Origin of the sequence: Streptomyces phaeochromogenes (assembly GCF_001418655.1) — a bacterium.
GTDB lineage: Bacteria > Actinomycetota > Actinomycetes > Streptomycetales > Streptomycetaceae > Streptomyces > Streptomyces phaeochromogenes.
Genome location: NZ_LIQZ01000405.1, coordinates 46,728 through 72,395, shown reverse-complemented (window position 1 = coordinate 72,395; position 25,668 = coordinate 46,728). Strand labels below are relative to the sequence as shown.

The following is a 25,668-nucleotide window of genomic DNA, read 5'->3' as shown; positions in this document are numbered from 1 at the left end:
GCGCTCGGTGAGCTGGGCGACCAGGAGCAGACCGCGTCCGCCCTCGTCGAAGACCTTGGCGCGACGCAGATGCGGCGCGGTGTGGCTGGAGTCCGACACCTCGACGATCAGTGTGGTGGCGTCGTGGATCAGCCGTAGCCGGATGGGGCGCTCGCCGTACCGGATGGCGTTGGTGACGAGTTCGCTCACGACCAGTTCGGTCGTGAAGCCCGCCTCGCTCAGGTCCCAGGTCTCCAGCTGCTGGACGACCTGCTTGCGGATCGGGGCGACGAGGGCCGGATCGGCGGGGATGTCCCAGGTCGCGACCTGCGAGGTCGGCAGACCCTTCGTCCGGGCGAGGAGCAGGGCCACGTCGTCGGAGGCGCCGGTCGGCGGGAGCAGCGACTGGAGGATGTCGTGGCAGGTCTCGTCGAGGGAGCCCGCGGTTCGGGCCAGTGCCCGGCTCAGCACCGCGCGGCTCTGGTCCGGGTCACGGTCGCGGCTCTCGATCAGGCCGTCGGTGTAGAGGGCGAGCACGGTGCCCTCGGGAAGCCTGAGTTCGACCGACTCGAACGGCAGCCCGCCCAGGCCCAGCGGAGGCCCCGGCGGTACGTCGATCTCCTCGGGCGAGCCGCCGGGCCGCAGCATCAGCGGTGGCGGGTGGCCCGCCCGGGCGAGGGTGCAGACGCGGGTGACCGGGTCGTACACGGCGTACAGACAGGTGGCCCCCACCTCGCCGGTGGTCCCCTCGCCGCCCGCTTCCGAGGAGAGCCGGACGACCAGGTCGTCGAGGTGGGTCAGCAGCTCGTCCGGTGCCAGGTCGATGTCGGCGAGCGTGCGCACGGCGGTCCGTAGCCGCCCCATCGTCGCGGAGGCCTGGACCCCGTGGCCGACGACGTCACCGACGACCATGGCGACGCGCATCCCCGACAGCGGGATCACGTCGAACCAGTCGCCGCCGACCCCGGCCCGGGCCGCGGGCAGATAGCGCGAGGCCGCCTCGACGGCGGCCGTCCGGGGGAGCGTCTGCGGCAGCAGACTGCGCTGCAGGGCGATCGCGGTCTCGCGCTCCCGGGAGAAACGCCGGGCGTTGTCGATGCAGACGGCCGCCCTGGCCGTGACCTCCTCGGCCAGCAGGACGTCGTCGGCGGTGAACGGATCGGGGCGCCGGAACCGGGTGAAGACGGCGACCCCCAGCGTCGCACCGCGGGCCTGGATCGGAACGGACATCGTGGTGTGGATGCCGAGTTCCCTGACGCGCTCGCCGCGCAACGGATCCCAGGCGAGCCAGTCCGCCAGCGTGCTCATGGGATCCGTGGCCACGATGGGCCGGCCGGCCACCAGGGAGTCGGCCTGGGGCGAGGAGGAGGGGTAGACGTCGATCTGGCCCAGCTTGGTCACGGCCTCCGGATTGCCGGGGTTCACCGACCGGTGGGCGGCGCGGCGCAGGCTCACGGGAGCGGAGATCGGCCCGGTGTACGGCTCGCCGCCGTGTTCCGGCGGGTCCACGAGGTCGATGCTGACGAAGTCGGCGAGCGCGGGCACACAGACATCGGCCAGCTCCTGGGCCGTACGGGTGACGTCGAGGGTGGAGCCGATGCGGATGCTCGCCTCGTTCACGATCTGGAGGCGTTCCCGGGCGAGGTACTGGTCGGTGAAGTCGTGGGCGGACAGACAGACGCCGACCACCCGGCCCTCGGCGTCGGTCAGCGGCGCCATCCGCGCCAGCCAGGCCAGCGCGCCGTCCGTGTTGCCGGTGGCCAGGGTCTGTACGTCCTGGCGCTGCCCGGTCAGGAGCACCTGGAGCATGGACGCCTCAAGCTCGTCGTTCTGCGGTCTGCCGCCGATCTCGGGGATGCGCAGCCCGCGGATACGTTCCTCCGGGAGGCCTATCGACTCGGCCATCACCGTGTTGACCCGCCGAAGCCGCAGCCGTTCGTCGAAGAGGGCGGTGGCGCAGGGTGACTGCTCCAGGAACATGGCGGAGAGGGAGTCGGTGTCCGCGGGCGGCTCGCCGCTCTCCAGCGGGGTGACGACGAGCCAGTCGCTGCGGTCGCCGAGGTCGGGTCTGCGCCGGTGCGCGAGCAGCCATACGTTCAGGGTCCGCCCGTCCCGGTGGCGCAGCGCGAGTGTCTCGCTCCAGCGGCGGTCGGCCGACGGGGAGAGCGGGGCTCCGGCGTCCGGGGCCAGCAGGTTCGCGGCGGGCCGGCCCACGACCTCGGCCGGGGTATGACCCAGCAGGCGCCGGGCGCCCTCGTTCCACTCGACGAGGATGCCGTCGCCGTCGATGACGGCCCGCGCCGTGGCGGTCTCGTCGAACGGGTACCCCGGGCTGTCGTCCGAGGATTCGTTGGGGCTCCTCATCGCCGCCACTCCATTGCGCACACACAGTGAACAAGCGCGTTACTTGTGTTCCAGCCTAGTGCGTCGGGGTCTTCCGCACATGGCACACGGGCTCGTGCACCTGCCCCTGGCGGGCCCCTCCGGCACCGTGGGATTCAGGCCGATGTGACGCCCGGGGCGGGAAGCGCTTACCGGAGCCTTGACGGTCACACCTGTCGCACTGTCAGAATCTGTTTTTTCGCGAGCAGTTGTGAGCAAATGTGAGCCCTTACGAAAGGGAAAACACCGTGACGGTGACTCGCAGGTCCGTACTGATCGCAGGCACAGCGGCTCCCGTGGTCCTCGCGGGCACCTCCGACGCATGGACCGCCGAGGAAACCGCTCTCCGTGCCCGGCCCGCCACCGGAGGGCGGACCGTCCCGCTCCGCGACGGCTGGCGCTTCGCGCTCGTCGATCCGGCCGGCCTCACCGACCCCACCGGCCCGTACGCCCGGGCCGCCGAGCCCGACTACGACGACTCGGCGTGGCGGCGGATCGCCGTACCGCACGACTGGAGCATCGAGCTCAGCCCCACCACGGACCACGGCACGACCAGCGGCACCGGATTCTTCCCCGGCGGCCTCGGCTGGTACCGCATCGCCTTCACCCTCCCGAAGGCGTACGCGGACAAGCGGGTCTCCATCGAGTTCGACGGCGTCTACATGGACTCGTCCGTCCACTGCAACGGGCAGCTCGTCGGCCAACACCCGTACGGCTACACGGGGTTCGCCCTCGATCTCACCGATCTGCTGCACACGGACGGCACCACGCCGAACGTCATCGCGGTCGAGGTCCGGAACCGGCTCCCCAGCAGCCGCTGGTCCTCGGGCAGCGGCATCCACCGCGAGGCCCGCCTCGTCGTCACCGACCCGGTCCACGTCCAGCGCTGGGGCACCCAGGTGACGACACCCGAGATCGGGAAGGACCGGGCGCTCGTACGGGCGCGGACGAGCGCCGTGAACGCGTCGGGCGACGCGAGACGGGCCGAGGTGAGATCGACGGTCGTCGACCCGGACGGCCGTACGGTGGCGCGTGGGACGTCCACGGTCACGGTCGGCGCGGACCCCGCGACCGTCACACACGACCTCACCGTCCGAGGCCCGCGGATGTGGGACATCGACACGCCCACCCTCTACACCCTGAAGACCGAACTCCGAGTCGACGGCCGCACCGTCGACACCTACGAAACCCCCTTCGGCATCCGCCACTTCACCGTCGACGCCGACAACGGCCTGACCCTGAACGGCCGAGCACTCCATCGCCTTCGACGTCGACGGCGGATCGTTGGCCGGCGTCGACAACGGGTGCGAGGAGAGCGCCGAGCGCTACCAGGCGAGCACCCGAACGGCCTTCCACGGCAAGGCCCTGGCGATCGTCCGCTCCGGCACCGAGGCCGGAAGGCTCACGCTTCGGGCGCGCTCGGCAGGACTGCGGACGGCCACCGTGACCGTACGTACTACGACCGCGCGCCAGAAAGTCCTCACCCCGGCGGCCGACTTCGCCCCCGACCCCGGACCGGGAGCACCCAACTACCCGCTGGTGGACGCCAGTTACTCGGGGCGCCCGGACACCCTGCCCGCCGCGATGCTCGACGGCGACCCGGCCACCGGCTGGTCCAACGCGTTCCTCAAGGCGGCCACGGCCCTGCTGCCCGCCTTCGACGGTGCCCGTGAGGAGGACTGGGTGTCCGTCGAGTGGGGCCGCGCCCGCTCCTTCGACCGGATCGAGGTCTCCTTCACGGTCGACGCCACGCACTCCCTGCCCGCTTCGGTGGAGGTCGCCGCCTGGGACGGGCGCCGCTACCGGCGAGTGAAGGGAGCCGACGTCGACCGGGCCACCGCGTCCGACGCGCCGACGGTGATCACCTTCGACGCGGTACGTGGCAGCCGGCTCAGGCTCACCATGAGGAGCCGCCACCCGGGCGAGGTCCGGGGCGCCCTGCGGATCAGCCGTCTGGAGGTCCCGCCTCGCTGACCTGACGCCCGCTCACCTGATGCTCCCTCGTCTGCGGTTCCTCCGGCTGCTGTTCGGCGGTCGGGTGCCCGGTGGCCGGGTGCTCGACCGCCGGGTGTTCGTCGGTCCGGTGGGCCTCCCGGTACTCCTCGGCCGTCGGCTTCGCCACCTGGGTGCCTTCGCCGTACAGCGCGCGCGAGAGCCGGACCCGCAGGCGCAGCATCGGCATCCGGCGCTTGGGGCTCGGCACGCCGTTCGCGTCCTCGGCCGGGCCGATTTCGAGCGGTCGGGGCTGCTCGTGCTGGGTGAGGGTGTGCAGTTCGGCGGGGGAGAGGGGCCGGTGCAGTTCGACGTACTCGCCGTGCGGGAGCCGTTTGATCACGCCGGTCTCGCGGCCGTGCAACACCAGCTCCCGGTCCCGGAGTTGGAGGGCCAGACAGATGCGCCGGGTCGCGACGAAGACGACCACCGGGACGACGAAGAGCGCGATCCGGACGGCCCAGGTGACCGTGTTGATCGACAGATGGAATCGGGTGGCCACGATGTCGTTGCCGCCGCCCGCGAGGAGTATCAGGTAGATGCTGATCCATGACGTGCCGATGGCCGTACGGATGGGCCGGTTGCGTGGACGGTCCAGGAGATGGTGCTCGCGTTTGTCACCGGTGATCCAGGACTCCAGGAACGGATAGGCGCCGATGAAGATGAGCAGGAGCGGGAAGACGACGATCGGGATCAGCACGCCGAGGACCAGCGTGTGCCCGGCCACGTTGATCTCCCAGCCGGGCATGATGCGCACCAGGCCCTCCGCGAAGCCCAGATACCAGTCCGGCTGGGCCCCCGTGGACACCTGGTCGGCACGGTAAGGACCGTACGACCAGACCGGGTTGATCGACGCGACCGCCGAGATGAACGCGATCACCCCGAACACCAGGAAGAAGAAACCGCCCGCCTTCGCCATGTAGACCGGCATGAACGGTGCGCCCACGACGTTCCGTTCGGTCTTCCCGGGGCCCGGGAACTGGGTGTGCTTGTGGTAGACGACCAGGATCAGATGCGCGACCACCAGAGCCGCCATGATCCCGGGAATCACCAGAATGTGCAGCGAGTAGAAGCGCCCGATGATGTCGTGCCCGGGGAACTCGCCGCCGAAGAGGAAGAACGACAGGTACGTTCCGACGATCGGCACGGACAGGATCGCGCCGTCCACGAACCGCATTCCGGTGCCGGACAGCAGGTCGTCCGGCAGCGAGTAGCCGAAGAGGCCCTCGAAGAGTCCGAGGAACAACAGCGTCCAGCCGAACAGCCAGTTGACCTCACGGGGCTTGCGGAACGAGCCCGTGAAGAAGTGCCGCATCATGTGCATGAGCATCCCGGCGATGAAGATCAGCGCCGCCCAGTGGTGGATCTGCCGGATCAGCAGACCGCCCCGCACATCGAAGCTGATGTCCAGCGTGGACGCGTACGCCTCCGACATCCGGACGCCGTTCAGCGGGACGTAACTGCCGTGGTAGGTCACCTCGTTCATCGACGGATGGAAGAACAGCGTCAGATAGACGCCGGTCAGGATCAGGATGACGAAGCTGTAGAGGCAGATCTCCCCGAGCAGGAACGACCAGTGGTCGGGGAAGACCTTGCGCAGATACTTCTTGCCGAGGCTGTGGGTGCCGAGGCGGCCGTCGAACCAGTCGGCGACGTGCTGACCGGAGGACTCCTTCGCCGCCTGCCGTTCGGTGGTGGTCACGCGGTCTCCTCCTTCTCGTCCATCTCGTCCTTCTCTTGCAGGTGCACGTGCGTGAGCTTTTCGGGGTTGGAGACGATGTAGAGGCCGCACACCCGGTCGCCCTCCGGGGTGAGGTCCATGACCATCACCGCGTACGGGGAGTCGCCCGCGAACAGCACCGCGGCGTCGTCGCCGTTGACGCGCCGGTAGCGGATGTCCAGCGCCGGCACGCCGTCCCGTGAGGCGTAGGAGGCGATGAGGCGGATCGCCTTGTCCCGCCCGTGTATCGGCCGCAGCCCCGCCGGGCGCCGTTTGCCGCCGCCGTCGGTCCACATCGTCACGTCCGGCGCGAGGATCTCCATCAGGGCGCCGATGTCTCCGCCGAGAGCGGCCTCGACGAACCGCTCGGTCGCCTCTCTTCGCACCCGCGGATGTGCCTCGTACAGCGGACGGCGGGCGTGTACGTGCCGGCGGGCGCGGTGCGCGAGCTGGCGGACGGCCGCGGGGCTGCGGTCGATGACCTCGGCGATCTCGGTGTGGGCGTAGCCGAACACCTCGTTCAGGACGAACACCGCCCGCTCCAGCGGGGACAGCGACTCCAGGACGACGAGCATCGCCATCGACACGGACTCCCCACGCAGCACACGGTCGGCGGCGTCCGCGGACGCCACCTCGGTCTCGGCGGACTCGGCCACGAGCGGCTCGGGCAGCCAGGGCCCGACGTACGTCTCACGTCGGCGGCTGATCACGGCCCGCCGTTTCAGCGCGTGGTTCACCGCTATGCGTACGAGGTACGCGCGCGGGTTGTCGATCTCCTGGTCCGGCGCCCGGTCGCGGCTGCCGGACCAGGACAGCCAGGTGTCCTGGAGTACGTCCTCGGTGTCCGCGACGCCGCCGAGCATGTTGTAGACGATCGCGAACAACAACTCGCGGTGGTCGATGAACAACCGGGTCGCCGTGGTCAGTGCCTCGTCGGTCGCCGGTGCCGGACTCTCGGACATGCGTGTGCCTCCCGTAGCGCGCTCACCCATGCGAGGGCCGCGGGGGTCCGGAATGTGACAGAGGGCGGCTGAAATGTGACGCAGGTCTCAGGTGCGCTGCTTCGGGTTCGTGGCGGTCGTATCCGCTCGGTACCGTTGGCCATAGCGCTTGACCTGCATGTATTTACGAGTAAGTACCCGCGCGGTACCGTGAGGACATGCCTGCTCTCAACGTGGAATTCAGCGAGCGCGAGCTCGAGGATCTGCGGCAGATCGCCAAGGAGCGCGGTACGTCGATGAAGGCCCTGGTTCGTGAGGCGGCCGCGGCCGACATCGTGCGGCACCGAGCGCTGCAGGAAGGCGCGGACGTCTTCCGCCGGTTCTTCGCCGCGCACGCGGACGAGTTCGCCGCGGCCTTCCCCGACGACGAACCACCCACCAAGGGCGAGGGGCGGGCCGCCTGACTCATGGCACCCGTCATCCATATCGACGTGCCCTGGCTGCTCCAGCGCCATGAAGAGGTGCTGCCCGACCAGCCGACCGTCAACGACTTCTCGGTGCTCGTGGCCGCCGTGGCCCGGCACAGAGTGGACCCGCCCCGGCTCGGGGTGGACTCGGACCCGGCCTGGCGCGCCGCCGCGCTGCTGCACACCCTCGCCCTGCTGAAGCCGCTGCCGTCCGCCAACGCCCGGTTCGCCTGCGCGACGGCGGTCTCGTACATGTTCGTGAGCGGCGTGGGGATCGATCCCCCGTACGGGGCGCTCGTGGACCTCGCCCGTGACCTGATCTCCGGCAAGGTGGACGTCTTCGCGGCGGCCGACCGTCTGCGGTCCTGGCAGATCTGACCCACGCCGCGACAGGTTCGAGCCGCCCCGGACGTGACGACCCGCCCTCGGGGCCGCCGACCGAGGGCGGGAGGATCGGGGTCGGCGGCCGTTTCGCGCGGGAGAGCCGCCGTCCCGTGCGGGGCCCCCGAGAAGGGCCGTTACCAGTGGACTACGCCAAGTCGCGCGCGGGGAGCGTGCGAGAGGCACCGGCGCGGGCGCGCGCTTCACACGGGGCGCATGGCAACGATTGCCATTTCGAAATGCGGTACGGCCGAGGCGAGTTGCCCCAGGTGTGACTGACTTTCCTTCAATGCCGCGGATGTTGCTGAAGTAGCTCAAGTGCCTTGTTGGGTGTGAGAGTTTTGTGCAAGGGTGAACTTCCTCGTACATGTCCAATGGTCAGGTCTGATTCGCTGCTCGGGATTTCATCGTGCCGTGGGGCCCAAAAGGCTCGCGGCCGGCGGACGTCGAGTGGTCGAGATCCCGGCCGCTTTCCGTGCGTCAAGCCAAAAAGGTATGCACCAACCAGGAGCCCCTTTTCGGCGGTCACAACTTCTGTGTGACACCTTGTGCCTTGGAAGGAAACCGCTCAGTGCACACCCCCCACCCGCCTCGTCCCCCGTATCCGCCGGGCTCCGGTACCGCTCCCGGGGAATCCGACGAGAGCCTCGCCGCCCTCCTCAGAGCGCAGCCGGAGGGCGAGCTCACCCACTCCGTGGCGCTGCTGCTCGCGCGACACTGGCAGCCGACGCACGACTACGCGGTCATCTGCCTCGCTTCCTCGGCGAACGTCGCCTCCATGGTCACCGCCGCCGCCTTCCAGCAGGTGCTGGAACGCCTGCGACGCGCCGGGTCCGCCGTGGCCCTGCGCCCCCAGCTCCTGGTGGCCGTGCGGGACATCATCAAGGCATGGTCCGCGGAGGACCGGATATCCGCGGTGCTGCCGGATCTCCGGAAACCGGCCGGGGGTCGCGGTATGCGCGCGACGAAGTCCATGACGCCGGAAAATCGCAAGCTCGCCGAGCGTTCTTTCCAGTCCCTCCCGGGACTCGCCCAGTGCGTGCTGTGGCACACCGAGGTCGAGGCCGAGCCCATATCCGTACCGGCCGGTCTGCTGGGTATGGATGCCGACACCGCGTCGGCAGCTCTGGAGCAGGCCCGGGAGAAATTCCGCGAGGGCTGTGTTCGGGCCCATCGTGAACTCGCTCCGAACAAAGACTGCCGCTACTACAACCGTCTCCTGGACGTTCCGATTCGCCGCGGGGGCGCGCTGCTCCCCGATGTGCAGCAGCATCTCCTGGAGTGCCGCTTCTGCCGTTACGCGGCCGAGCAACTCAGTCATTTCGAGGGTGGGTTGGGCGGTCTGCTCGCCGAGTCGATGCTCGGCTGGGGCGCCCGCCGCTATCTGGAGTCGCGGCCGAGCCGCGGTCACTCGGGCGTCCGTCCGGGCCGCTCCGGCGGCAGACGCCCGGGCAGCGGCGACCGCCCCCGTCTGCTGTCCCAGCTCTCGCCCAGGCCGTCCCGGCAGGGGCGCCACTCCTCGCCGGGCTCCCGGCACTCGAAGGCGCTCCTCACCGGAGCGGGCCTGGTCTCGGTGGCCCTGCTCGCCTCCGTCCTGGTCGCCAGCCTCTGGTCGTCGGACGACGGCGACGCGGATCCCTCTGCCTCAGCAGGCGCGTCCAGCAGCATCGTCCCGGGGGCGGGCGGACAGACCCCGCCCGCCAGGTCCTCGTCCCCGCCCAACTCGGCGGGCCTGCCGACGCCCCCCGGACAGACCCGGCTGCGCAACCTCGCCGCGGACCTCTGCCTCGACATCAAGGACGGCAGGGCCAAGGCCGGTGTCGGCACCGAACTGGAGACGTGTTCCGCGGCCAAGACACAGAAGTGGTCGTACGAGGAGGACGGCCTCCTGCGCAGCGTCGCCGAGCCCGAGCTGTGCCTGGACTCCCACGTGGACGCGGGCGTCGTCGTCCTGGGCCGCTGTGTCGCCGCGTCGGCCAAGCGCGGAGACGATGTGCGCTACGACCTCACCGTCCAGGGCGAGTTGCTGCCCCGGTGGCAGGAGGGGCTCGCCGTCGGGCCCTCCTCCACGGACCAGGACGCGGAGGTCGTGGTGAAGATCCGCGACAGGTCGGACGAACAGCGCTGGCTGACCGACGCCACGACGGCCAGCCCCGAGTCGCTGTCGATCGCCGGAACGGGCGCGCCGTCGTCAGGCCGTCCGGACGCCGACCCGACGGCCGCCAAATCGGACTCCGGACCCGGGTCCGACGCCGACTGTGCCGAGTCCCCGTGCGAGGTGGAGCCGTCGGCCGCGGAGAAGGACGCGGAGCCGGAGCCGAGCACGACCGTGTCCGGGCCGTACACGGAGCGCCGCGCCGTCACCGTCGACGACTCCGCCCCGCGGCCCGTCGCGCCGGTGCCTCTTCTGCTGGCGCAGACGGTCTCGAAACTCGGTCTCTGACCCGATCCTGCGGCGCCCCGGCCCTGTTCCGGCCAGGCCCTGTTCCAGTCAGGTCCTGAGCCGGCCAGGTCCTGAGCCGACCGGGTCCTACTTCGATCGGGTCCTACTTCGATCGGGTGCTACGAGACGACGTCCCGGGGTGGTTCGCCCGTCAGGAACCCGGTGACGTTCTGGGCGGCGGCCAGCGCGATCCGTACGAGGGTCTCGCGGGTGACGCCGGCGACGTGCGGCGAGAGCACCACGTTCGGGGCCTTGAGCAGCCGCAGGGCCGGTGTGGGCGGTTCGGGGTCGAAGACGTCGATGCCCGCCCCGGCCAGGGCACCCGACTCCAGCGCGTCTGCGAGGGCGTCCTGGTCGATCAGCGCGCCCCGCGCGGTGTTGACGACGAACGCGCTCGGCCTGAGCAGTGCGAGTCTCCGGGCGTCGAGGAGATGCCGGGTCGTGTCGTTGAGCGGCGTGTGCAGCGTGACGTAGTCCGACGCGCGCAGCAGCTCGTCGAGGCCGACATGGCGGGCGCCGCCGAGCCGTGCCTCGGTCTCCGGGCCGACGGATCGCGGTCCGGCGTACAGGACGGTCATGTCGAAGGCGACCGCGCGGCGAGCGACCTCCTGGCCGATGTGGCCGAGCCCGATCACGCCGAGGGTCTTGCCGGACAGTTCGGTGATGGACCGCTGGAGCCGCGGCAGCGCCCAGTCGGCGTCGACGAGCGCGGTGTGCGCCGGGATCAGCTGCTTGGCGAGGGCGAGCATCAGGGCGAAGGTCTGCTCGGCGACGTTCTGCTTCTCGGCGCCGCTGGAGCCGATGGTGCACACGGGGATGCTCCGGGCGCGGGCCGCTTCGAGGTCCACGTAGTCGAAGCCGTGGCTGGCGCACTGGATCAGCTCCAACTCCGGTGCGGAGGCCAGGTGTCGGGCGGTGACGGGGGCGAGCCCGGTGAGGACGACGTGTGCCTCGCGCAGCGCGGCCGGGTCCTCGTCGGCCGACTCGACGACCGTGACGCGGGCCTCCTTCGGGAACAGCGTGGCGAGCCCCGCACCGCCCGAACGGCCGCCCACGTGGGGCGAGATGACAACCAGGACGTTCTTGGCAGCGGCAGCGGCAGCGGCAGCGGCAGCGGCAGCGGCAGCCGGGACAGGGCCAGCGGCGGGGGAGTCGCCCGTCATGCGGTCTCCTCGGCCAGGTCGTCGGCGCTGACGGTCGCCGGGCCCGCTTGACCGGACAGCGCGAGGGTGAGGTCGAGTTCGGCGAGCAGACAGCGGATGACGTGCTCCACCCCCGCCTGGCCGTCGAGGCCGAGCCCATACGCGTACGGACGTCCGACGAGCACCGCCTCGGCGCCCAGCGCGAGTGCCTTGAAGATGTCGTCGCCCGTGCGGATCCCGCCGTCGAAGAGGACGGTCAGCCGGTCACCGGCCGCCTCGACCACCTTGGGCAGCGCGTCGGCGGCGCCGACGGAGCCGGCCACCTGGCGACCGCCGTGGTTGGAGACGACCACCCCGTCCATCCCGGCGGTGACGGCCCGGCGGGCGTCGTCCGGGTGCAGGATGCCCTTGAGGACGATGGGTCCGTCCCAGTTCTCGCGCAGGAACTCCAGGTCGGGCCAGGTCTTCGCGGGATCGGCGAACATCCCGACGAAATGCATGACCGCCGCGTTCGGGTCCTCGTCCACCGGCTTGGCCAGACCCGCCTGGAACGCCGGGTCGGAGAAGTAGTTGGCCGTGCCGATCCCGTGCAGGAACGGCAGATACGCCTGGTCCAGGTCGCGTGGCCGCCAGGCGAGCAGCGGTGTGTCCAGCGTGACGAACAGCGTGCTGAATCCGGCCGCCTTCGCCCGGTTCAGGAAACTCTTCGTGACCTCGCGGTCCTTCGCCCAGTACAGCTGGAACCAGCGTTCCGCGTCGCCCATCGCCTCCGCGACCTGCTCCATCGGTGTGCTGGACGCGGACGACAGGATGTACGGCACCCCCTGCGCCGCGGCGGCCCGGGCGGCGGCCGACTCGGCGTCCGGGTGCATGATCGACAGCACGCCGACCGGCGCGAGGGCGAGGGGAGCGGGCAGAGGGCGCCCCAGCACCTCGACGGACAGATCGCGTTCGTGCACATCGCGCAGCATGCGGGGCACGATCCGGCGCCGTTCGAGCGCGGCCCGGTTCGCCCGCGCCGTACTGCCGTTGCCCGCGCTGCCCGCCACATAGCCGAACGGACCGGGTTCGAGCCGCTGCTCGGCCAGCTCCTCCAGCCGGGTCAGATCGGTGGGCAGCCGGGGCACCGCGCCCGTCATGCCGTTCAGATAGATCTCGTACTGGAAGTCCGCCCAGTGCTTCGTCATCCGTACGTCCCGCCTCTCGCCCTTGATCTCGCCGTCGAGACCGTGCCGTTCGCGCTGGAGACCGTGCCCTGTTTCCGCGGACACCACGCCGTTCCTGCGACGATCCTGACGAGCGGGACAAGATCCGTCCACCGTCGACGCGAAGATCGCCGGGCCCGCCGGGCTCAGCCGGTGAACGAGCCGGGCTCAGCTCGGGAACGACACGCGTACGGCAACCAGTTCGCCGGACGGGCCGAGCTCCGCCGACACGGGGAACCAGCCGTCGCCCTGACCGGTCATGGTGCACAGCACGTGTGCGCCGCCGACCTCGACGGTTCCGGACTCGACCGCGGAGGCACGGACCTCGCGCATGACCTGCCAGTGGTGGGAGTGCGGGCGGAAGTCCACCATCAGCCGCCGCCCCGGGGCGGCCTCTTTCCAGTCGAAGAGGGCACCGGCCCGGCGCATCGCCTCCGGCACGGTCAGCCCCGTCCAGCCCCTGACCCCGTCCTCGCCCACCTCACCGAGCGCGGGAGCCCCGAACTCGGCGGCGGCCTCCTCCTCGGCGGCGCCCCAGAACGCGACGTCGGCCAGTCCGTCCACGGGTTCGTCGTGCTGCCAGGCGTTGAGCGCATCGGCGTCCCCGAAGAGCAGCCGGGCCCAGTCGACCCGGATGTCGCCGAGCTCCACGCTCTTGGCGGCGGGGGCCGGGTCCACCGGGATCACTATGCCGGCGCCGGACGCCAGCACCGGGAGGGCCCGGTCGCGGGGCAGACCGCCGAGCGCCACGACCGGCACCCCGTGCATCAGGAAGCAGCCGCCGCCCCGCGCCGCGCACCGCCGGACCCGCTCCCGGTGCGGCACCCGCTCGCAGGCATCCAGGCTCGCGTCGAAGCCGTGCTCCCGGCAGTGCGCGTCGAAGAGTTCACGCAGCCGTGCGACTCCGGACGCCGGGATGTCGTGGAGCATGCGGCCGGGCTGCCGGCCGAAGGAGTGGGCCGCGGTGTCGGCGTCGGGGCCGGTGATCGTGAAGTCGGTCGCTCCGCTCACATCGGCGGCGACCGCCGGATCCTGGACGCCGAACGCTCCCGGGTCCACCTCCGCCGGCGACCGCTCTCCGCTCCACATACCCAGGTGACCACCGTCGAGGACCACCAACTCACCGGACGGACATGTGATCGCGCCCAGCTCGTAGATCTCTTCCATGGCGCGGCAGTCTACGAAGGCACCGCTCCTCGACGGCCCCGTGCCGAGCGGGCTGTCCGGTTTTCGCCCTCCGAAGTGCTCAGAAGCCGTCAGAAGTCGTCACGGGCTCTCGGCGGCCAGTACCGGTCGGTTCTCGGCGGCCTCGCTGCCCGGTCCGGTGATCGGTGGTACCGGTACATCGACGGTACGGACCAGGCGAGCGCCCTCCGGCCCGTACGCCGCCCGTGGTTCGGGGAAGAACCACAGCAGCGACAGGAACAGCACGGCGGACACGGCCAGCGAGATCGGCAGGCCGATGTCGACCCCGCCGGCCAGGTCACCGAGCGGGCCCACGAACTGGCCGGGGATGTTCGTGAAGAGGACGCCGATGACGGCGGAGACCCACCAGGCGGTCATCCCGCGCCAGTTCCAGCCGTGCGCGAACCAGTAACGGCCGCCCCGCTGGCGCCGGTTGAAGACCTGCAGCGCGTCGGGGTCGTACCAGCCACGCCGGGTGTAGAAGCCCAGCATCATCACGACCATCCACGGCGTCGTACACGTGATGATCATCGTGGCGAACGTCGAGATGCTCTGTACGAGGTCGAAGCCGAAGCGCCCGACGAAGATGAACGCGATGGACAGCACGCCCACCAGCACCGTCGCCTGGACCCGGGACAGCCGGGGGAACACGGACGAGAAGTCGAGCCCGGTCCCGTACAGCGCGGTCGTGCCCGTCGCCATGCCGCCGATCAGCGCGAGCAGACACACCGGCAGGAAGAACCAGCTCGGCGAGATCGCCAGCAGTCCGCCCACGAAGTTCGGGGCCGCGGGGTCGACGTATTCCGGTGCCTTGGCCGCGATGATGCTGGCGGTTCCCAGGCCGAAAACGAACGGCAGCAGGGTGGAGATCTGCGACAGGAACGCGGCGCCGATCACCCTGCGGCGCGGAGTGCTCGCCGGGATGTAGCGCGACCAGTCGCCGAGGAACGCTCCGAAGGACACCGGGTTCGACAGCACGATCAGCGCGGAGCCGATGAACGACGGCCAGAACAGATCCTGCGTCGCCGCGTCGGCCGACGCCGTGAAGATCCCCGCGTACGAGGGGTCGAAGTCCCCGGCGAAGGCCACCGCGCCGAGCAGGAACAGCAGGGTCGCCGAGGTCACCGCGACCTTGTTGACGAACAGCATGAAACGGAACCCGTACACGCACACCGCGAGCACCAGCACGGCGAACAGCGCGTACGCGACGACGTACGACAGGTCGCTGCGGCTCAGTCCGAAGAGCCGGTGCGCGCCGCCGACCAGGGCGTCGCCCGAACTCCACACCGAGATGGAGAAGAACGCGACCGCGGTGAGCAGCGACAGGAACGAACCGACGACCCTGCCGTGCACGCCCAGGTGGGCGGAGGAGGACACGGCGTTGTTCGTGCCGTTGACCGGCCCGAAGACCGCCATCGGACACAGGATCAGCGCACCCGCGATCACTCCGAGGAGCGTCGCCGCGAGCCCTTGCCAGAAGGACAGGCCGAAGAGGATGGGGAAGGCCCCGAGTACGCAGGTGGAGAAGGTGTTGGCCCCGCCGAAGGCGAGCCGGAAGAGGTCGAGCGGGCTCGCGGAGCGGTCCGCGTCGGGGATCCGCTCGACGCCGTAGGGCTCGACCTCGGTGAGGGACGGCGGCTGCGTGGCGGGGGAGTTCTGGGACAAGGAGGGGCTCCAGCGAAGGACCGGCACCCCAAGGGGGCGTCAGGGCGGGGGAGCGCGTGGTGACGCGGCTGGCCGGACGGCGTGTCGCTGTCGCTTGGGTGCGCGGAGCGCGGGGAAGCCGTCCCTTGGTGCGGTGATCTGCCGAAGTTACGGGCTGGGCAGAACGCCGCACCAGTGGACGAACCATCCATCTTTTGTGTTGCCGGTGGAGGAATGTGCCATCGGTTCCTGTGGTGGGCGGTGGTCGGTCGTCAGTTGTCGGTGGGCTTGTCCTTTGCCGTATCGGCGGGCGCCTCGTCCGACGCGTCGGCGGACGTACCGGTAGGGGCCTCGTTCGGCGGGGTGTCCCGGGCCTCCGGACCGTCGGGCCCCTGCGCGCGAACCCGCTGTACGTGCTCCAGGGAGTCCCGCAACTCCGTGAGCCAGTCGTCCGCGTGGCGTTCGACGAGGCGGACGCACCAGGCGAGGGCGTCGCTGCGGCTGCGGGCGACGCCGGCGGCGATCAGGGTGTCGAGGACCTGCCGCTGCGGCTGCCGCAGCCGGGTCATCACGGGCGCCGCGACATGCGTGAACAGGGCTCGCTCGCCGCCGCACTCCACACCCCACGAGACCTTCTTGCCGAAACGGTGCTCGGCCTCGCGGGCCACGGTGACCCGGGCGTCGCGGGTGCGCTCGCGGAACTCCTGGATACGGGAGTCGACGGCCGCCTTCCGCTCGGCGTCCGAGGCGTTCTCCGCGAGCCGCGGTTCGGGAATGCGGCCGACGACGGTGATCTCCTCACGGTCGACCGTGACCTCGCCGAGGCTCTCGAAGAGGTCGTCGGGCAGACGGCCGGCGAACCAGCCGCGCAATTTCTCGTGCTGTTCGGCTGTAATCATGTAATGACGATTACTCTCTTGCGCCACGGACGCAAGGGGTCTGCGCTCAGCTGGAAGCGGAATGTTTCAGGCCTATTGCTGAGCAGTACATATCCGGCCAGCGTGTCCACTCGGTGACGCAGGGTCCGCTCAACTCCGGGGTCTGCGCGTTCGAATTCCGTAACTTCGCGCCACTGATTCAATACGCAAGGTTACTGAAACGCGTGGGGTCGACGTGTGTTTCCGGCGCGGACTCGGCAGACTCGCGCTCGCCGCACCGGCACTCGACCGAGCCGGCGGCAACCAACCGAGCGGAAGGATGCACACAATGCCGAACACCGCGCGCTGGGCAGCGACGATCACGCTGACGGCCACCGCCGTATGCGGACCCCTCACCGGGTCCGCGCTCGCCGCCACCCCCTCGCCGAACTCCCTCTACGCCCCCTCCTCCCTGGTGCTCACCATGGGCCACGGCGAGCTCAAGGCCGACGCCGCCCCCGAACGCGCGGTCACCCTGACCTGTGCGCCGACCGCCTCGGGAACCCACCCGGCCGCGGCGTCGGCCTGCGCCGAACTCCGGGCGTCCGGAGGGGACTTCAATACCCTGCCAGGAAGAACCGAAGCCATGTGCACCCGCGAATACGATCCCGTCGTCGTCACGGTCGACGGCGTCTGGCAGGGCAAGCGGGTGTCCTATGAACGCACCTTCTCCAACGAGTGCGTGAAGCGGGCCCACGGGTCGACCGTCTTCACGTTCTAAAGGGACCGGGGTCGCGCGGTTCGCCGATGTGCGTCGACGGTGGCCCGCGGATGCGGATGGGGAGTGCGGGTCCCCTCGCGGAGTGCCGCGCGATCTCGCAACAGGGGCCGGCGGAGACGGAGTGGGGCCGTCTCCGCCGGCCCCGGCGTCATTCCCGGGACGGCCACGGCGTCAATCCGGAGCCGAACCCGACGTCAGGCCGAAGCGGTGATGCTCCAGGAACCCACTTCGCGGTAGTCGGAGTCGGAGACGGCCGCCCCGTCGCCCGGCTTCAGCTCGTAGTGCTGGAGGTTTCCTCCCCAGTAGCGGAGGATCCGCCCCAGCTCCCGCGCGGCGTTCCCCTCCCAGGCGGTGTCACCCATGTCGACTTCGAGAACGAACTTCATGGCGCGGCTCTCCTCTTCCTGGTCCTGTGCCCCGGTCCTGTTCCGGTCTGCTCTCCTTCAATCGTTTCATTGAATTGCTTCTTGAGGCTTGGCCCGAGTTCGTGCCAGTTCAGGCTCACGGCCTACTCTGGAACCCTCAAATCATGGTGAAACTGCGGGCTGAGGAGGCAGGGTGGGCGACCGACTGCGGGCCGTCGACCTCGCGCGTGAGGCGGGCATCTCGACACAGCAGGTCCGCAACTACGTGGAGACCGGCATCCTGCCGCCCGTCCAGCGCACGGACAGCGGCTACCGGGTGTTCACGACCGCACACGCCGAAGCGCTCAGGGCCGGCCGCGCGCTGGCCGTCGGACACGGCTGGCCGACGACGGGCGCGATCATGCGTGCCGTGCACGGCGGCGACCTGGAGACCGCGCTCGCCGTACTCGACGAGAGTCACGCCGAACTCCACCGGGAGCGGACCGAACTCGCCGAGGCCATCCGGGCGCTGGACACGCTGATCACCCACGAGACCGAGCCGCCGGACCGGGACCGCGGCGGGATGCGCATCGGTGAGGTGGCCGACGCCATCGGAGTGCAGACGCCCGTACTGCGCCTGTGGGAGACGCGTGGCCTGCTGCGGCCGACGCGGGAGAAGGTCACCGGATACCGCCGCTACTCCGCGTCGGAAGCGCGGCTGGCCCAGATCGTGGCACTGCTGAGGCGCGGTCACCACCCGTTCTCCACCATCGAGTCGGTCCTGGCCGAACTGCGCACCACCGGCAGCCCCGAGCGCGTACGGGCCGAACTGGCGGGCCGGGAGCGCGAGTTGCACCTGCGGAGCCGGAGCCGGCTGGAGGGCTCGGCGGCTCTCCACGCGTACCTCCTGGCGCTTACGAAAACGTTTTAAGCCGTCTCCGCAGGTCGACAGGCCTACCGCACCAAGGCCAACTACCGGTCTGTGTCAGAAGTGTTGACCCTGGATTGGAAACGTTTTAATTTCCCCTCACCCAACAGCCAGAGGTGAGGAGGCTCCGTGGCCGCGGTGGTGCGGGAGCGTGCAGGTACGGAGGCGGTGACCCCATCCAGCCGCCGTCCGACCGGTGCGTTCAGGAGTAGGAAACGTTTTCAGAACCGCAGGAGCGGGAGCCGGAGAAGCCGGGCGCTGTTCCTGCTGATGCTCCCCGGGCTCGGGTACTTCCTGCTGTTCCACTACGGCGCCCTGGCCGGCAACGTCATCGCGTTCAAGGACTACGTGCCCTTCGACGGCATCTGGGGCAGTCCATGGGTGGGACTCGGCAACTTCCAACGGATGTTCCAGGACGCCGAGTTCTGGGACGCGGTCCTCAACACCCTCTGGATCGCGGTCCTCCAGATCGCCTTCTACTTCCCCGTACCGCTCGCCCTCGCCCTGCTCCTGCACACCCTGACCTGGACCACCGTCCGCCGCTTCGTGCAGTCGGTGGCGTATCTGCCGCACTTCATCTCATGGGTGATCGTGGTCGCCCTGTTCCAGCAGGTCCTCGGCGACACGGGGCTGGTCAACGGCTACCTCGGCGACGCGGGCCTGAGCACCGTCGACATCATCGGCAACCCCGACGCCTTCAGACCGCTCACCGTCGCCCAGGTGATCTGGAAGGACGCCGGCTGGGGAACGATCATCTTCCTCGCCGCGCTCTCCCAGGTCGACGAGCAGCAGTACGAGGCCGCCGCCATCGACGGTGCCGGACCCTGGCGGCGCTTCTGGCACGTCACCCTGCCCGCGATCCGGCCGGTGATCGTGCTGCTGCTCATCATGCGGCTCGGCGACATCCTCTCCGTCGGGTTCGAGCAGATGCTCCTCCAGCGCGACGCGGTCGGCCCCGAGGCCGCCGAGATCATCGACACCTTCGTCTACTACCAGGGCATGGTCGGCGGCGACTACGGATTCGCCGCCGCCGCGGGCCTGTTCAAGGGCGTGATCGGCGCCCTGCTCGTCTACGCGGCCAACAAGGTCGCCCACCGCCTCGGCGAACAGGGGGTCTACAAGTGAGCGCGCATGCCCGGCCCGCCTGGATGGAGAAGCCCAGGCCCCTGACCCAGGCGGCGAAGGCCGTCGCGCTCGTGGCCGTCGTCCTCCTGGTCTGTGTGCCGTTCCTGGTGATCCTCTCGACCTCGCTCGCCTCGCCCGAGGAGGTCGTCGACAACGGCGGCTGGGTGCTGTGGCCCACCGAGCCGACCGTCCAGGCGTACCGCGACATCCTCGACGGCGGCATCGTCACCCACGCCCTGGGCGTCAGCGCGGGCGTGACCGTCGTAGGCACCCTGTTCAGCCTCTTCTGCACGGTCACGCTCGCCTACGCCCTGTCGCGCCCCGGTGTCTTCGGCGGCCGGCCCGTGCTGATCCTCGTCCTCTTCACGTTCCTCTTCCCGCCCGGCATGATCCCCAGCTTCCTGCTGGTCAAGGAGCTGGGCCTGCTGGACTCGTACGGGTCGCTGATCTTCCCCGTGCTCATCAACGTGTTCAACCTCGTGGTGCTGCGCGGCTTCTTCCAGTCGATACCCGACGAGCTGTACGAGGCCGCGCGGCTGGACGGGGCAGGGGACTGGCGGGTGCTGTGGTCCGTCGTGCTGCCGCTGTCCAAGGCCGCGCTCGCCGTCGTCGGTCTCTTCTACGCGGTGGCGTACTGGAACTCCTGGTTCTATGCCTCGCTGTATCTGGAGAGCGATCACTGGCCGCTTCAACAGGTGCTGCGCACGTATGTGGTGGCCGGGTCGGGGCTCACGGACACCGCGACCAGCGAGGGCACCGTGAATGCTCCGCAGACCGTGCAGATGGCTGTGCTGGTGATCGCCACGGTGCCGATTCTTTTGGTCTATCCGTTCCTGCAGAAGTACTTCACGAAGGGTGTGCTCACAGGAGCCGTCAAGAGCTGAGCGCCTTTCCTCCAGAGCTGGGAGAGAACACCTATGTCCAGTACACCGCTGTCCCGTCGTGCCCTGATGCGCACCGCTGCCGTGGGTGCTGTCGCGATTGCCGCTCCGGTCGGCCTGACCGGCTGTTCCACGGAGTCGGGGGGTGACGGGGTGTCCAACGCCGGTAAGAAGCTTGCCCCTTGGCCCGCCTACAAGGCCTTCGCGGGGCCGAAGCCGGACCTCGCGCCCACCGCGGAGGGGGTTCAGCCCGGTTACACCTCCTACCCCGCCGACCTAACGCGGTCGGTGTCCCGGACACCGGGGGACGGCTCCACCGTAAAGGTGATGTCGGTGTCCTTCGGTACGCCGCCGAAGCCGGCCTCGGCCAACAAGTTCTGGCAGGCCGTGGAGAAGGCGCTCGGTGTGAAGATCGAGTACACGGTCATCTCGCAGACGGACTACCAGAAGAAGATGGCCACCGTGATGGCGGGCGATCCGGGTGAACTCCCGGACATCATCAACATGTTCTCCGGGTTCGCGCTGCCCCGCGAGGCCCAGTTCGTGCAGCGGCGAGCCGAGGACCTCACGCCGTTCCTCTCCGGGGACGCGGTCGAGGACTATCCGAACCTCGCGAACATCCCGACGCACGCCTGGCGCGACATGGGCCGGATCGGTGGCCGTATCTACGGCATTCCGCTGGAGCGGCCGTTGCCCGGATCCACGCTCTGGCTCAACGACGAGTACTTCGAGGACGCCGGGATGACGGAGGGGTGGACCGACCAGGACTTCGCGGCGGTCGCCAAGAAGGGGACGGGCGGGAAGAAGTACGCCCTGGGGGCCGCGGTCGGATCCGTGTTCGGGGACGGGTTCCACTCGGCGGCGCACGGGGTGCACGCCCGGGGCTGGTCGGTGAAGGACGACGGCACGTTCCTGCCGGTCGTGGCCGACGAGCGGTACAAGCAGATGCTCGACTTCCAGCTCGGGCTGCGCAAGGCGGGCTCCTACCACCCCGACGCGACCTCCATCTCCCAGATCGACATGATCGCCCTCTACTACAACGGAACGGTCGGCTCGCTGCAGGACGGATTCGGCGGCTACCTCCCCAAGTTCCTTGAGAAGGGCCGCAAGTACACCCCCGCGCCGGCTCTGCCGTACAGCGTGGGCGGTACGCCCGGCGGGATCGTCGGAGCACGCCGCTCGTTCGGCTACACCGTCGTCAAGAAGGCGAAGAAGGAGCGCGTGCAGTTGCTGCTGCGCATCCTCGACTACCTCGCGGCTCCGTTCGGCAGCAAGGAGTGGGAACTCGTCCACTACGGCGTGGAAGGCACCCACTTCACCAGGGCCAAGGACGGATCGCCCGAGCCCAACGCGCTCGGCCAGGTCGAGAACAACACCAACCTGCCGCTGAAGTACCTCGCCGAAGGACCCCAGGCACTGTTCGTGCCCGGAATGCCCGACGCGGTGAAGGCCCTGCACGCCTGGCAGGTCAAGACCGTTCCGCACGCCGTCCGCAATGCCTCGTACGGGCTCCAGTCCAGGACGTACACCGCCCAGGGCACCACCCTCGAAACGCTCCTCAAGGACACCGCCACGGGGATCATCGCGGGACGCACTCCGCTGTCGGAATGGGACGCCACCGTCAGGACCTGGCGGCAGCGGGGTGGCGACAGAATGGCCGAGGAGTTCGCCAAGGACCACGCCGCCAACAACTGACGCGGCAGGTCGGGCGGTTGTGAGGGGAGACACGGGGAGATGGGCAACGACATGGCAGAGGCGGAGCCGACGGCGAAGCGACGCGTCACCATTCGCGAGGTCGCCGAGCGGGCAGGCGTGTCCATGGCCACCGTCTCGCGCGTGCTCAGCGGCAACCACCCCGTGCCCGCGTCGACCCGGGCCCGGGTGCTGCGCGCCTCCCGCGATCTCGACTACGTGGCCAACGCGCACGCCCGCGCCCTGGTCGGCGGCGGGCGCAAGATGGTCGCCGTCGTCCTGCGTCAGGTCACCAGCCCCTTCTACGCGCAGGTCGCCGAGGGAGTCGAGGCCGAGGCGGCCTCCCGCGGCTGGCTGTGCCTGGTCGGCACCACCGGCGGGGACCCGCAACGCGAGCTGGAATTCGTGCAGTTGATGCGTGAGGAGGGGGCCCGGCTGGTCGTCCTCGTCGGCGGGGTCGTCGAGGACGACGCCTACCGCGAGCGCGTCGCGCACTACGCCCAGGCCCTCGACTCGGCCGGCGCGCGCCTCGTGCTGTGCGGACGGCCCTCGCCCGACCCCGACATCCCCGCGCTCGTCGTCGAGTTCGACAACGAGGCCGGCGCGCACGCCATCACCGGCCATCTCCTCTCGGCGGGCCACCGCGGGATCGTGTTCCTCGGCGGACTGCCCGGCAACACGGCCCTCGACGCGCGCGTCGCCGGCTACCGAGCGGCGCTCGCCGAGCACGGCCTGCCGCCCGAGGCAGCCCACGTCGTCGACTGCGGCCTCGGCCGGGCGGCGGGCCACCGCGCGATGACCCAACTCCTCAAGGAGACACCGGACTTCACGGCCGTCTTCGCCGGGGACGACATGGTCGCCGCCGGAGCCCTGCGGGCCATCACCGAAGCCGGGCTGCGCGTGCCCCACGACATCTCCGTCGTCGGCTACAACGACATACCGCTCGCCGAGGACTTCAACCCGCCGCTCACCACCGTGCGCACCCCCGCCGAGGAACTCGGCCGGGCCGCCGTACGCATCGCCCTGCGCGACCCCGAGCACGCCGCGGGCGCCCACCATCTGCTCGGCACCCACATCGTCGTACGCGACAGCGTCCAGCCGCCCCCGCAGGCGCCGCGCGACGAGGCGCCCGACCACCCCCACTGACGGAGGACCCACCCCCGTATGACCGCGCCGCACGTGTCGCTCACCGACCCGACGCACTCGTCCTTCCTGCCGCCCCCCGACCCCGTACGGTCACCCGTCACCGGCTGGACCCGCGCCCACTGGGAGGCGCTGGCCGACCGGCTCCTGGACGGTCTACTCCCCTACGCGTCAAGGAAATTGGCCCAGTACCGGCTGCCAGGCCGGCCCGGCCACGCCGGATCCTGGTCCGACGGCCTGGAGGGCTACGCCCGCTCGTTCCTGCTTGCCGCCTGCCGTATCGCGGGCTCCGGCGGGCGCGTCCCGCCGGAGCTGATCGAGCGGTACGCGGCCGGACTCGCCGCCGGCACCGACCCGGAGGGCGCCGAGCGCTGGCCGCCCATCGCCGACCGGGCCCAGCCGATGGTCGAGGCCGCCTCGATCGCGATCGCCCTGCACGAGACCAGGCCGTGGATCTGGGACCGGCTCGACGACGCGGTACGCCAGCGGGTGGCCGCCTGGCTCGGCGGATTCGTCGGCGCCCGGGCCAACGACTCCAACTGGCGGCTCTTCCAGGTCGTCACCGAGGAGTTCCTCGCCTCCGTGGGCGCCCCGCACAGCCGCGCCGAGATCGACGGCGGCCTGGCGCGGCTGGAGGACTGGTACCGGGGCGACGGCTGGTACACCGACGGCGACGGCCGCAAGTTCGACTACTACAACGGCTGGGCCCTGCACCTGTACCCGATCCTGTGGGCCCGCATCGCCGGACCCCGCGCGGACGCCTCGCTGACGGAGGTCCACCGGGCCCGCCTGCGCGCGTTCCTCGGCACCCACCAGTACTTCTTCGGCTCGGACGGCGCACCCGTCCACCAGGGCCGCTCCCTCACCTACCGCTACGCGACGGCCGCCCCGCTGTGGGCCGGAGCGCTCGCCGACGCGACCCCGCTGCCGCCCGGCCGCACCCGCCGTCTGGCCTCGGGCGCCCTCAAGCACTTCACCGAACGCGGGGTGCCGGATGAACGGGGACTGCTGAGCCTGGGCTGGTACCGGCCCTTCCTTCCCGTCACCCAGCGGTACTCGGGTCCCGCTTCCCCGTACTGGGCGAGCAAAGCGTTCCTCGGGCTGCTGCTCCCCGCCGGCCATCCCGTCTGGACGGCTCCCGAGGAACCGGGCCCGGTGGAAACCGCGGACGCGTATCTGGCGCTGCCCGCTCCCGGCTGGCTGCTCCACTCGACCGCCGCCGACGGGATCGTACGACTCGTCAACCACGGCAGCGACCGCCTGCCACCGCCGCCCGCCGAGGCCGAGGACAGCCCGCACTACGCGAAGTTCGCGTATTCCAGCGCCACGGCACCCGACACCCCCGTGGACGGTCCCGCGACCGGGCCCGACAGCCACCTCGCTCTGCTCACGGCGGACGGGACGGCGGTCTCCGGACGAGGCCGGATCCATCCCCTCGGCACGGAGGGCCGCCGGGCGGCGTCCTGGCACCGGGCGGTCCTGCCGGGCTCCGACCAGGGCCACCGCATCGAGACGACCAGCGTGGTCCACGGCCCCTGGGAGATCCGGGTCCACCGCTTCGAAGGGCCGCCGGGAGCCGTCGTACGCGAAGGGGGTTGGGCCCTGGCCGACGACAGCGGGCCGTTGACCGAGGCGGCGGGGCCCGGCTGGGCGCTGGCGCGTCGCGAGGCGGACGGCCTCACGAGCGCGGTCGTGGCGCTGCACGGGTGGGAGGAACCCGGGGCCGACGGCCCGTCGCACGGTGCCGTCGTACAGGTCCGTGGCGCCAACGCCTACGGCGAGTACTCCGCCACACCCTGCCTGCGCCTGGCAGGCCACCCGGGGCGCCCGCATCTCCTGGTCACGCTCGTCGTGCTGAGCGCCGATCCGGTGCGGCCCTGTGACCCTGAGGCGCTGCGGGCGCGGGCCGGTACACGTGTCACCGCGGCGGGAGCGGTGGTGGTGCGCTTCCCGGACGGGACGGAGGAGGAAGTGCCGGCAGGGGCGGGAAGCGGCTGAGGAGCCCCGAGGCGCGTAACAGCCGGTGGATGCGGGGCTGGTCGGAGACGAGGCGGAGGGAGCCGCCCCGCTCCTTCGCCCGGCGGTCGGCCCTGCACAGCACGCGCAGCCCTGAGCAGTCGAAGAAGGCGACCCGGCGGAGGTCGACCAGGACCTGGGGCGCCCGGCCCGCGGTCACGGCGTCCAGATGCTCGGCCAGGGCACCGGCCGTCGCCATGTCGATCTCGCCCAGCACCTCGACGACGGTGAACCCGCCGCTCGCGTAGCTGTGGGCGTACGGACTCGCCGTGGGCGCTTCCGACTCCGCGGTGCCGCACTCGGGCAGCCCGGGGGCCTGGTCTTGGGAATCCGGCGACATGTCGGCTCCACCTCTGCAGGGGAGGGCGTATTCGATCTCGGTAGCTACCCCGCCCGCGGCCGAACCATCCATGCCGCCTC

At 70.4% G+C, this 25,668-nt stretch carries 21 protein-coding genes and 2 pseudogenes; 13 read left to right on the top strand and 10 right to left on the bottom strand.

Annotated elements, in window-relative coordinates; translation table 11 throughout:
* Positions 1-2,343, bottom strand: a 2,343-nt coding sequence (locus AOK17_RS40645; RefSeq protein ID WP_055617652.1) for a SpoIIE family protein phosphatase, incomplete at its 3' end; no start/stop codon positions are given.
* A 266-nt stretch (positions 2,344-2,609) separates the two neighbouring features.
* Here AOK17_RS40645 and AOK17_RS54185 point away from each other — a divergent pair.
* The 3 genes and pseudogenes from AOK17_RS54185 to AOK17_RS54175 all read left to right on the top strand — a co-directional run.
* A pseudogene (locus tag AOK17_RS54185) lies at positions 2,610-3,608 on the top strand (glycoside hydrolase family 2 protein); the annotation flags it as partial.
* 37 nt (positions 3,609-3,645) lie between these two features.
* Positions 3,646-3,750, top strand: a pseudogene (locus AOK17_RS54180) (hypothetical protein); the annotation flags it as partial.
* Positions 3,751-3,945: 195 nt separating this feature from the next.
* A complete protein-coding gene (locus AOK17_RS54175) occupies positions 3,946-4,335 on the top strand; it encodes a discoidin domain-containing protein (RefSeq protein ID WP_055617650.1) in 390 nt (129 codons plus the stop codon).
* On the opposite strand, the gene qcrB is transcribed toward AOK17_RS54175, so the two are convergent.
* Both qcrB and sigJ read right to left on the bottom strand, forming a co-directional pair.
* Complete coding sequence (gene qcrB, locus AOK17_RS40630) at positions 4,307-6,055, bottom strand: cytochrome bc1 complex cytochrome b subunit (RefSeq protein WP_079053568.1); 1,749 nt, start codon at positions 6,053-6,055, stop codon at positions 4,307-4,309. The genes AOK17_RS54175 and qcrB overlap by 29 nt on opposite strands.
* Positions 6,052-7,035: an RNA polymerase sigma factor SigJ gene (gene sigJ / locus AOK17_RS40625; RefSeq protein WP_055617649.1), complete on the bottom strand. Its 984-nt coding sequence runs from the start codon at positions 7,033-7,035 to the stop codon at positions 6,052-6,054. The genes qcrB and sigJ overlap by 4 nt, the downstream gene beginning before the upstream one ends.
* Positions 7,036-7,232: 197 nt before the next feature.
* Between sigJ and AOK17_RS40620 the strand changes: the two genes are divergently transcribed.
* From AOK17_RS40620 to AOK17_RS40610, 3 genes are all read left to right on the top strand, one after another.
* Positions 7,233-7,478 carry a hypothetical protein gene (locus AOK17_RS40620; RefSeq protein ID WP_055617648.1) on the top strand — a complete coding sequence of 82 codons (246 nt, stop codon included), beginning with the start codon at positions 7,233-7,235 and terminating at the stop codon, positions 7,476-7,478.
* Positions 7,479-7,481: 3 nt separating this feature from the next.
* Complete coding sequence (locus tag AOK17_RS40615) at positions 7,482-7,859, top strand: hypothetical protein (protein WP_055617647.1); 378 nt, start codon at positions 7,482-7,484, stop codon at positions 7,857-7,859.
* 574 nt (positions 7,860-8,433) lie between these two features.
* Positions 8,434-10,305 carry an RICIN domain-containing protein gene (locus tag AOK17_RS40610; RefSeq protein WP_055617646.1) on the top strand — a complete coding sequence of 624 codons (1,872 nt, stop codon included), beginning with the start codon at positions 8,434-8,436 and terminating at the stop codon, positions 10,303-10,305.
* A gap of 119 nt (positions 10,306-10,424) precedes the next feature.
* Here the strand turns inward: AOK17_RS40610 and AOK17_RS40605 are convergent, their stop codons facing one another.
* From AOK17_RS40605 to AOK17_RS40585, 5 genes are all read right to left on the bottom strand, one after another.
* Positions 10,425-11,468 carry a 2-hydroxyacid dehydrogenase gene (locus AOK17_RS40605; protein ID WP_079053567.1) on the bottom strand — a complete coding sequence of 348 codons (1,044 nt, stop codon included), beginning with the start codon at positions 11,466-11,468 and terminating at the stop codon, positions 10,425-10,427.
* Positions 11,465-12,634: a lactate 2-monooxygenase gene (locus AOK17_RS40600; protein ID WP_055617663.1), complete on the bottom strand. Its 1,170-nt coding sequence runs from the start codon at positions 12,632-12,634 to the stop codon at positions 11,465-11,467. The genes AOK17_RS40605 and AOK17_RS40600 overlap by 4 nt, the downstream gene beginning before the upstream one ends.
* A gap of 186 nt (positions 12,635-12,820) precedes the next feature.
* Positions 12,821-13,819 carry a hypothetical protein gene (locus tag AOK17_RS40595; RefSeq protein WP_055617645.1) on the bottom strand — a complete coding sequence of 333 codons (999 nt, stop codon included), beginning with the start codon at positions 13,817-13,819 and terminating at the stop codon, positions 12,821-12,823.
* A gap of 99 nt (positions 13,820-13,918) precedes the next feature.
* Positions 13,919-15,502, bottom strand: a complete 1,584-nt coding sequence (locus tag AOK17_RS40590) for a purine-cytosine permease family protein (protein ID WP_055617644.1) — start codon at positions 15,500-15,502, stop codon at positions 13,919-13,921.
* Positions 15,503-15,753: 251 nt separating this feature from the next.
* Positions 15,754-16,380: a hypothetical protein gene (locus AOK17_RS40585; protein WP_055617643.1), complete on the bottom strand. Its 627-nt coding sequence runs from the start codon at positions 16,378-16,380 to the stop codon at positions 15,754-15,756.
* 307 nt (positions 16,381-16,687) lie between these two features.
* Between AOK17_RS40585 and AOK17_RS40580 the strand changes: the two genes are divergently transcribed.
* Entirely contained in the window at positions 16,688-17,119 is a 432-nt protein-coding gene (locus AOK17_RS40580) for a protease inhibitor (RefSeq protein ID WP_055617642.1), read from the top strand.
* A gap of 194 nt (positions 17,120-17,313) precedes the next feature.
* Here the strand turns inward: AOK17_RS40580 and AOK17_RS40575 are convergent, their stop codons facing one another.
* Positions 17,314-17,505, bottom strand: coding sequence for a hypothetical protein (locus AOK17_RS40575; protein ID WP_055617641.1), 192 nt, complete (start codon positions 17,503-17,505; stop codon positions 17,314-17,316).
* A 172-nt stretch (positions 17,506-17,677) separates the two neighbouring features.
* Here AOK17_RS40575 and AOK17_RS40570 point away from each other — a divergent pair, with 172 nt between their 5' ends.
* The 6 genes from AOK17_RS40570 (at position 17,678) to AOK17_RS40545 (ending at position 25,230) form a co-directional block, all read left to right on the top strand.
* The gene (locus AOK17_RS40570; RefSeq protein WP_055617640.1) at positions 17,678-18,394 is read left to right on the top strand and encodes a MerR family transcriptional regulator; all 717 of its coding nucleotides are present in this window, start codon (positions 17,678-17,680) and stop codon (positions 18,392-18,394) included.
* 267 nt (positions 18,395-18,661) lie between these two features.
* Positions 18,662-19,516, top strand: coding sequence for an ABC transporter permease (locus AOK17_RS40565; RefSeq protein WP_055617639.1), 855 nt, complete (start codon positions 18,662-18,664; stop codon positions 19,514-19,516).
* On the top strand, positions 19,513-20,400 hold the full coding sequence (locus AOK17_RS40560) for a carbohydrate ABC transporter permease (RefSeq protein WP_055617638.1): 888 nt from the start codon (positions 19,513-19,515) through the stop codon (positions 20,398-20,400). The genes AOK17_RS40565 and AOK17_RS40560 overlap by 4 nt, the downstream gene beginning before the upstream one ends.
* Positions 20,401-20,433: 33 nt before the next feature.
* Positions 20,434-22,092 (top strand): type 2 periplasmic-binding domain-containing protein, encoded by a 1,659-nt coding sequence (locus tag AOK17_RS40555; RefSeq protein WP_055617637.1) that lies wholly within the window; start codon positions 20,434-20,436, stop codon positions 22,090-22,092.
* A 39-nt stretch (positions 22,093-22,131) separates the two neighbouring features.
* Entirely contained in the window at positions 22,132-23,235 is a 1,104-nt protein-coding gene (locus AOK17_RS40550; protein ID WP_055617636.1) for a LacI family DNA-binding transcriptional regulator, read from the top strand.
* A gap of 18 nt (positions 23,236-23,253) precedes the next feature.
* The gene (locus AOK17_RS40545) at positions 23,254-25,230 is read left to right on the top strand and encodes a DUF2264 domain-containing protein (RefSeq protein ID WP_079053566.1); all 1,977 of its coding nucleotides are present in this window, start codon (positions 23,254-23,256) and stop codon (positions 25,228-25,230) included.
* Here AOK17_RS40545 and AOK17_RS40540 read toward each other — a convergent pair.
* The gene (locus AOK17_RS40540; RefSeq protein WP_055617635.1) at positions 25,151-25,588 is read right to left on the bottom strand and encodes an STAS domain-containing protein; all 438 of its coding nucleotides are present in this window, start codon (positions 25,586-25,588) and stop codon (positions 25,151-25,153) included. The two genes, AOK17_RS40545 and AOK17_RS40540, sit on opposite strands and share 80 nt — an antisense overlap.
* Positions 25,589-25,668 lie beyond the last annotated feature (80 nt).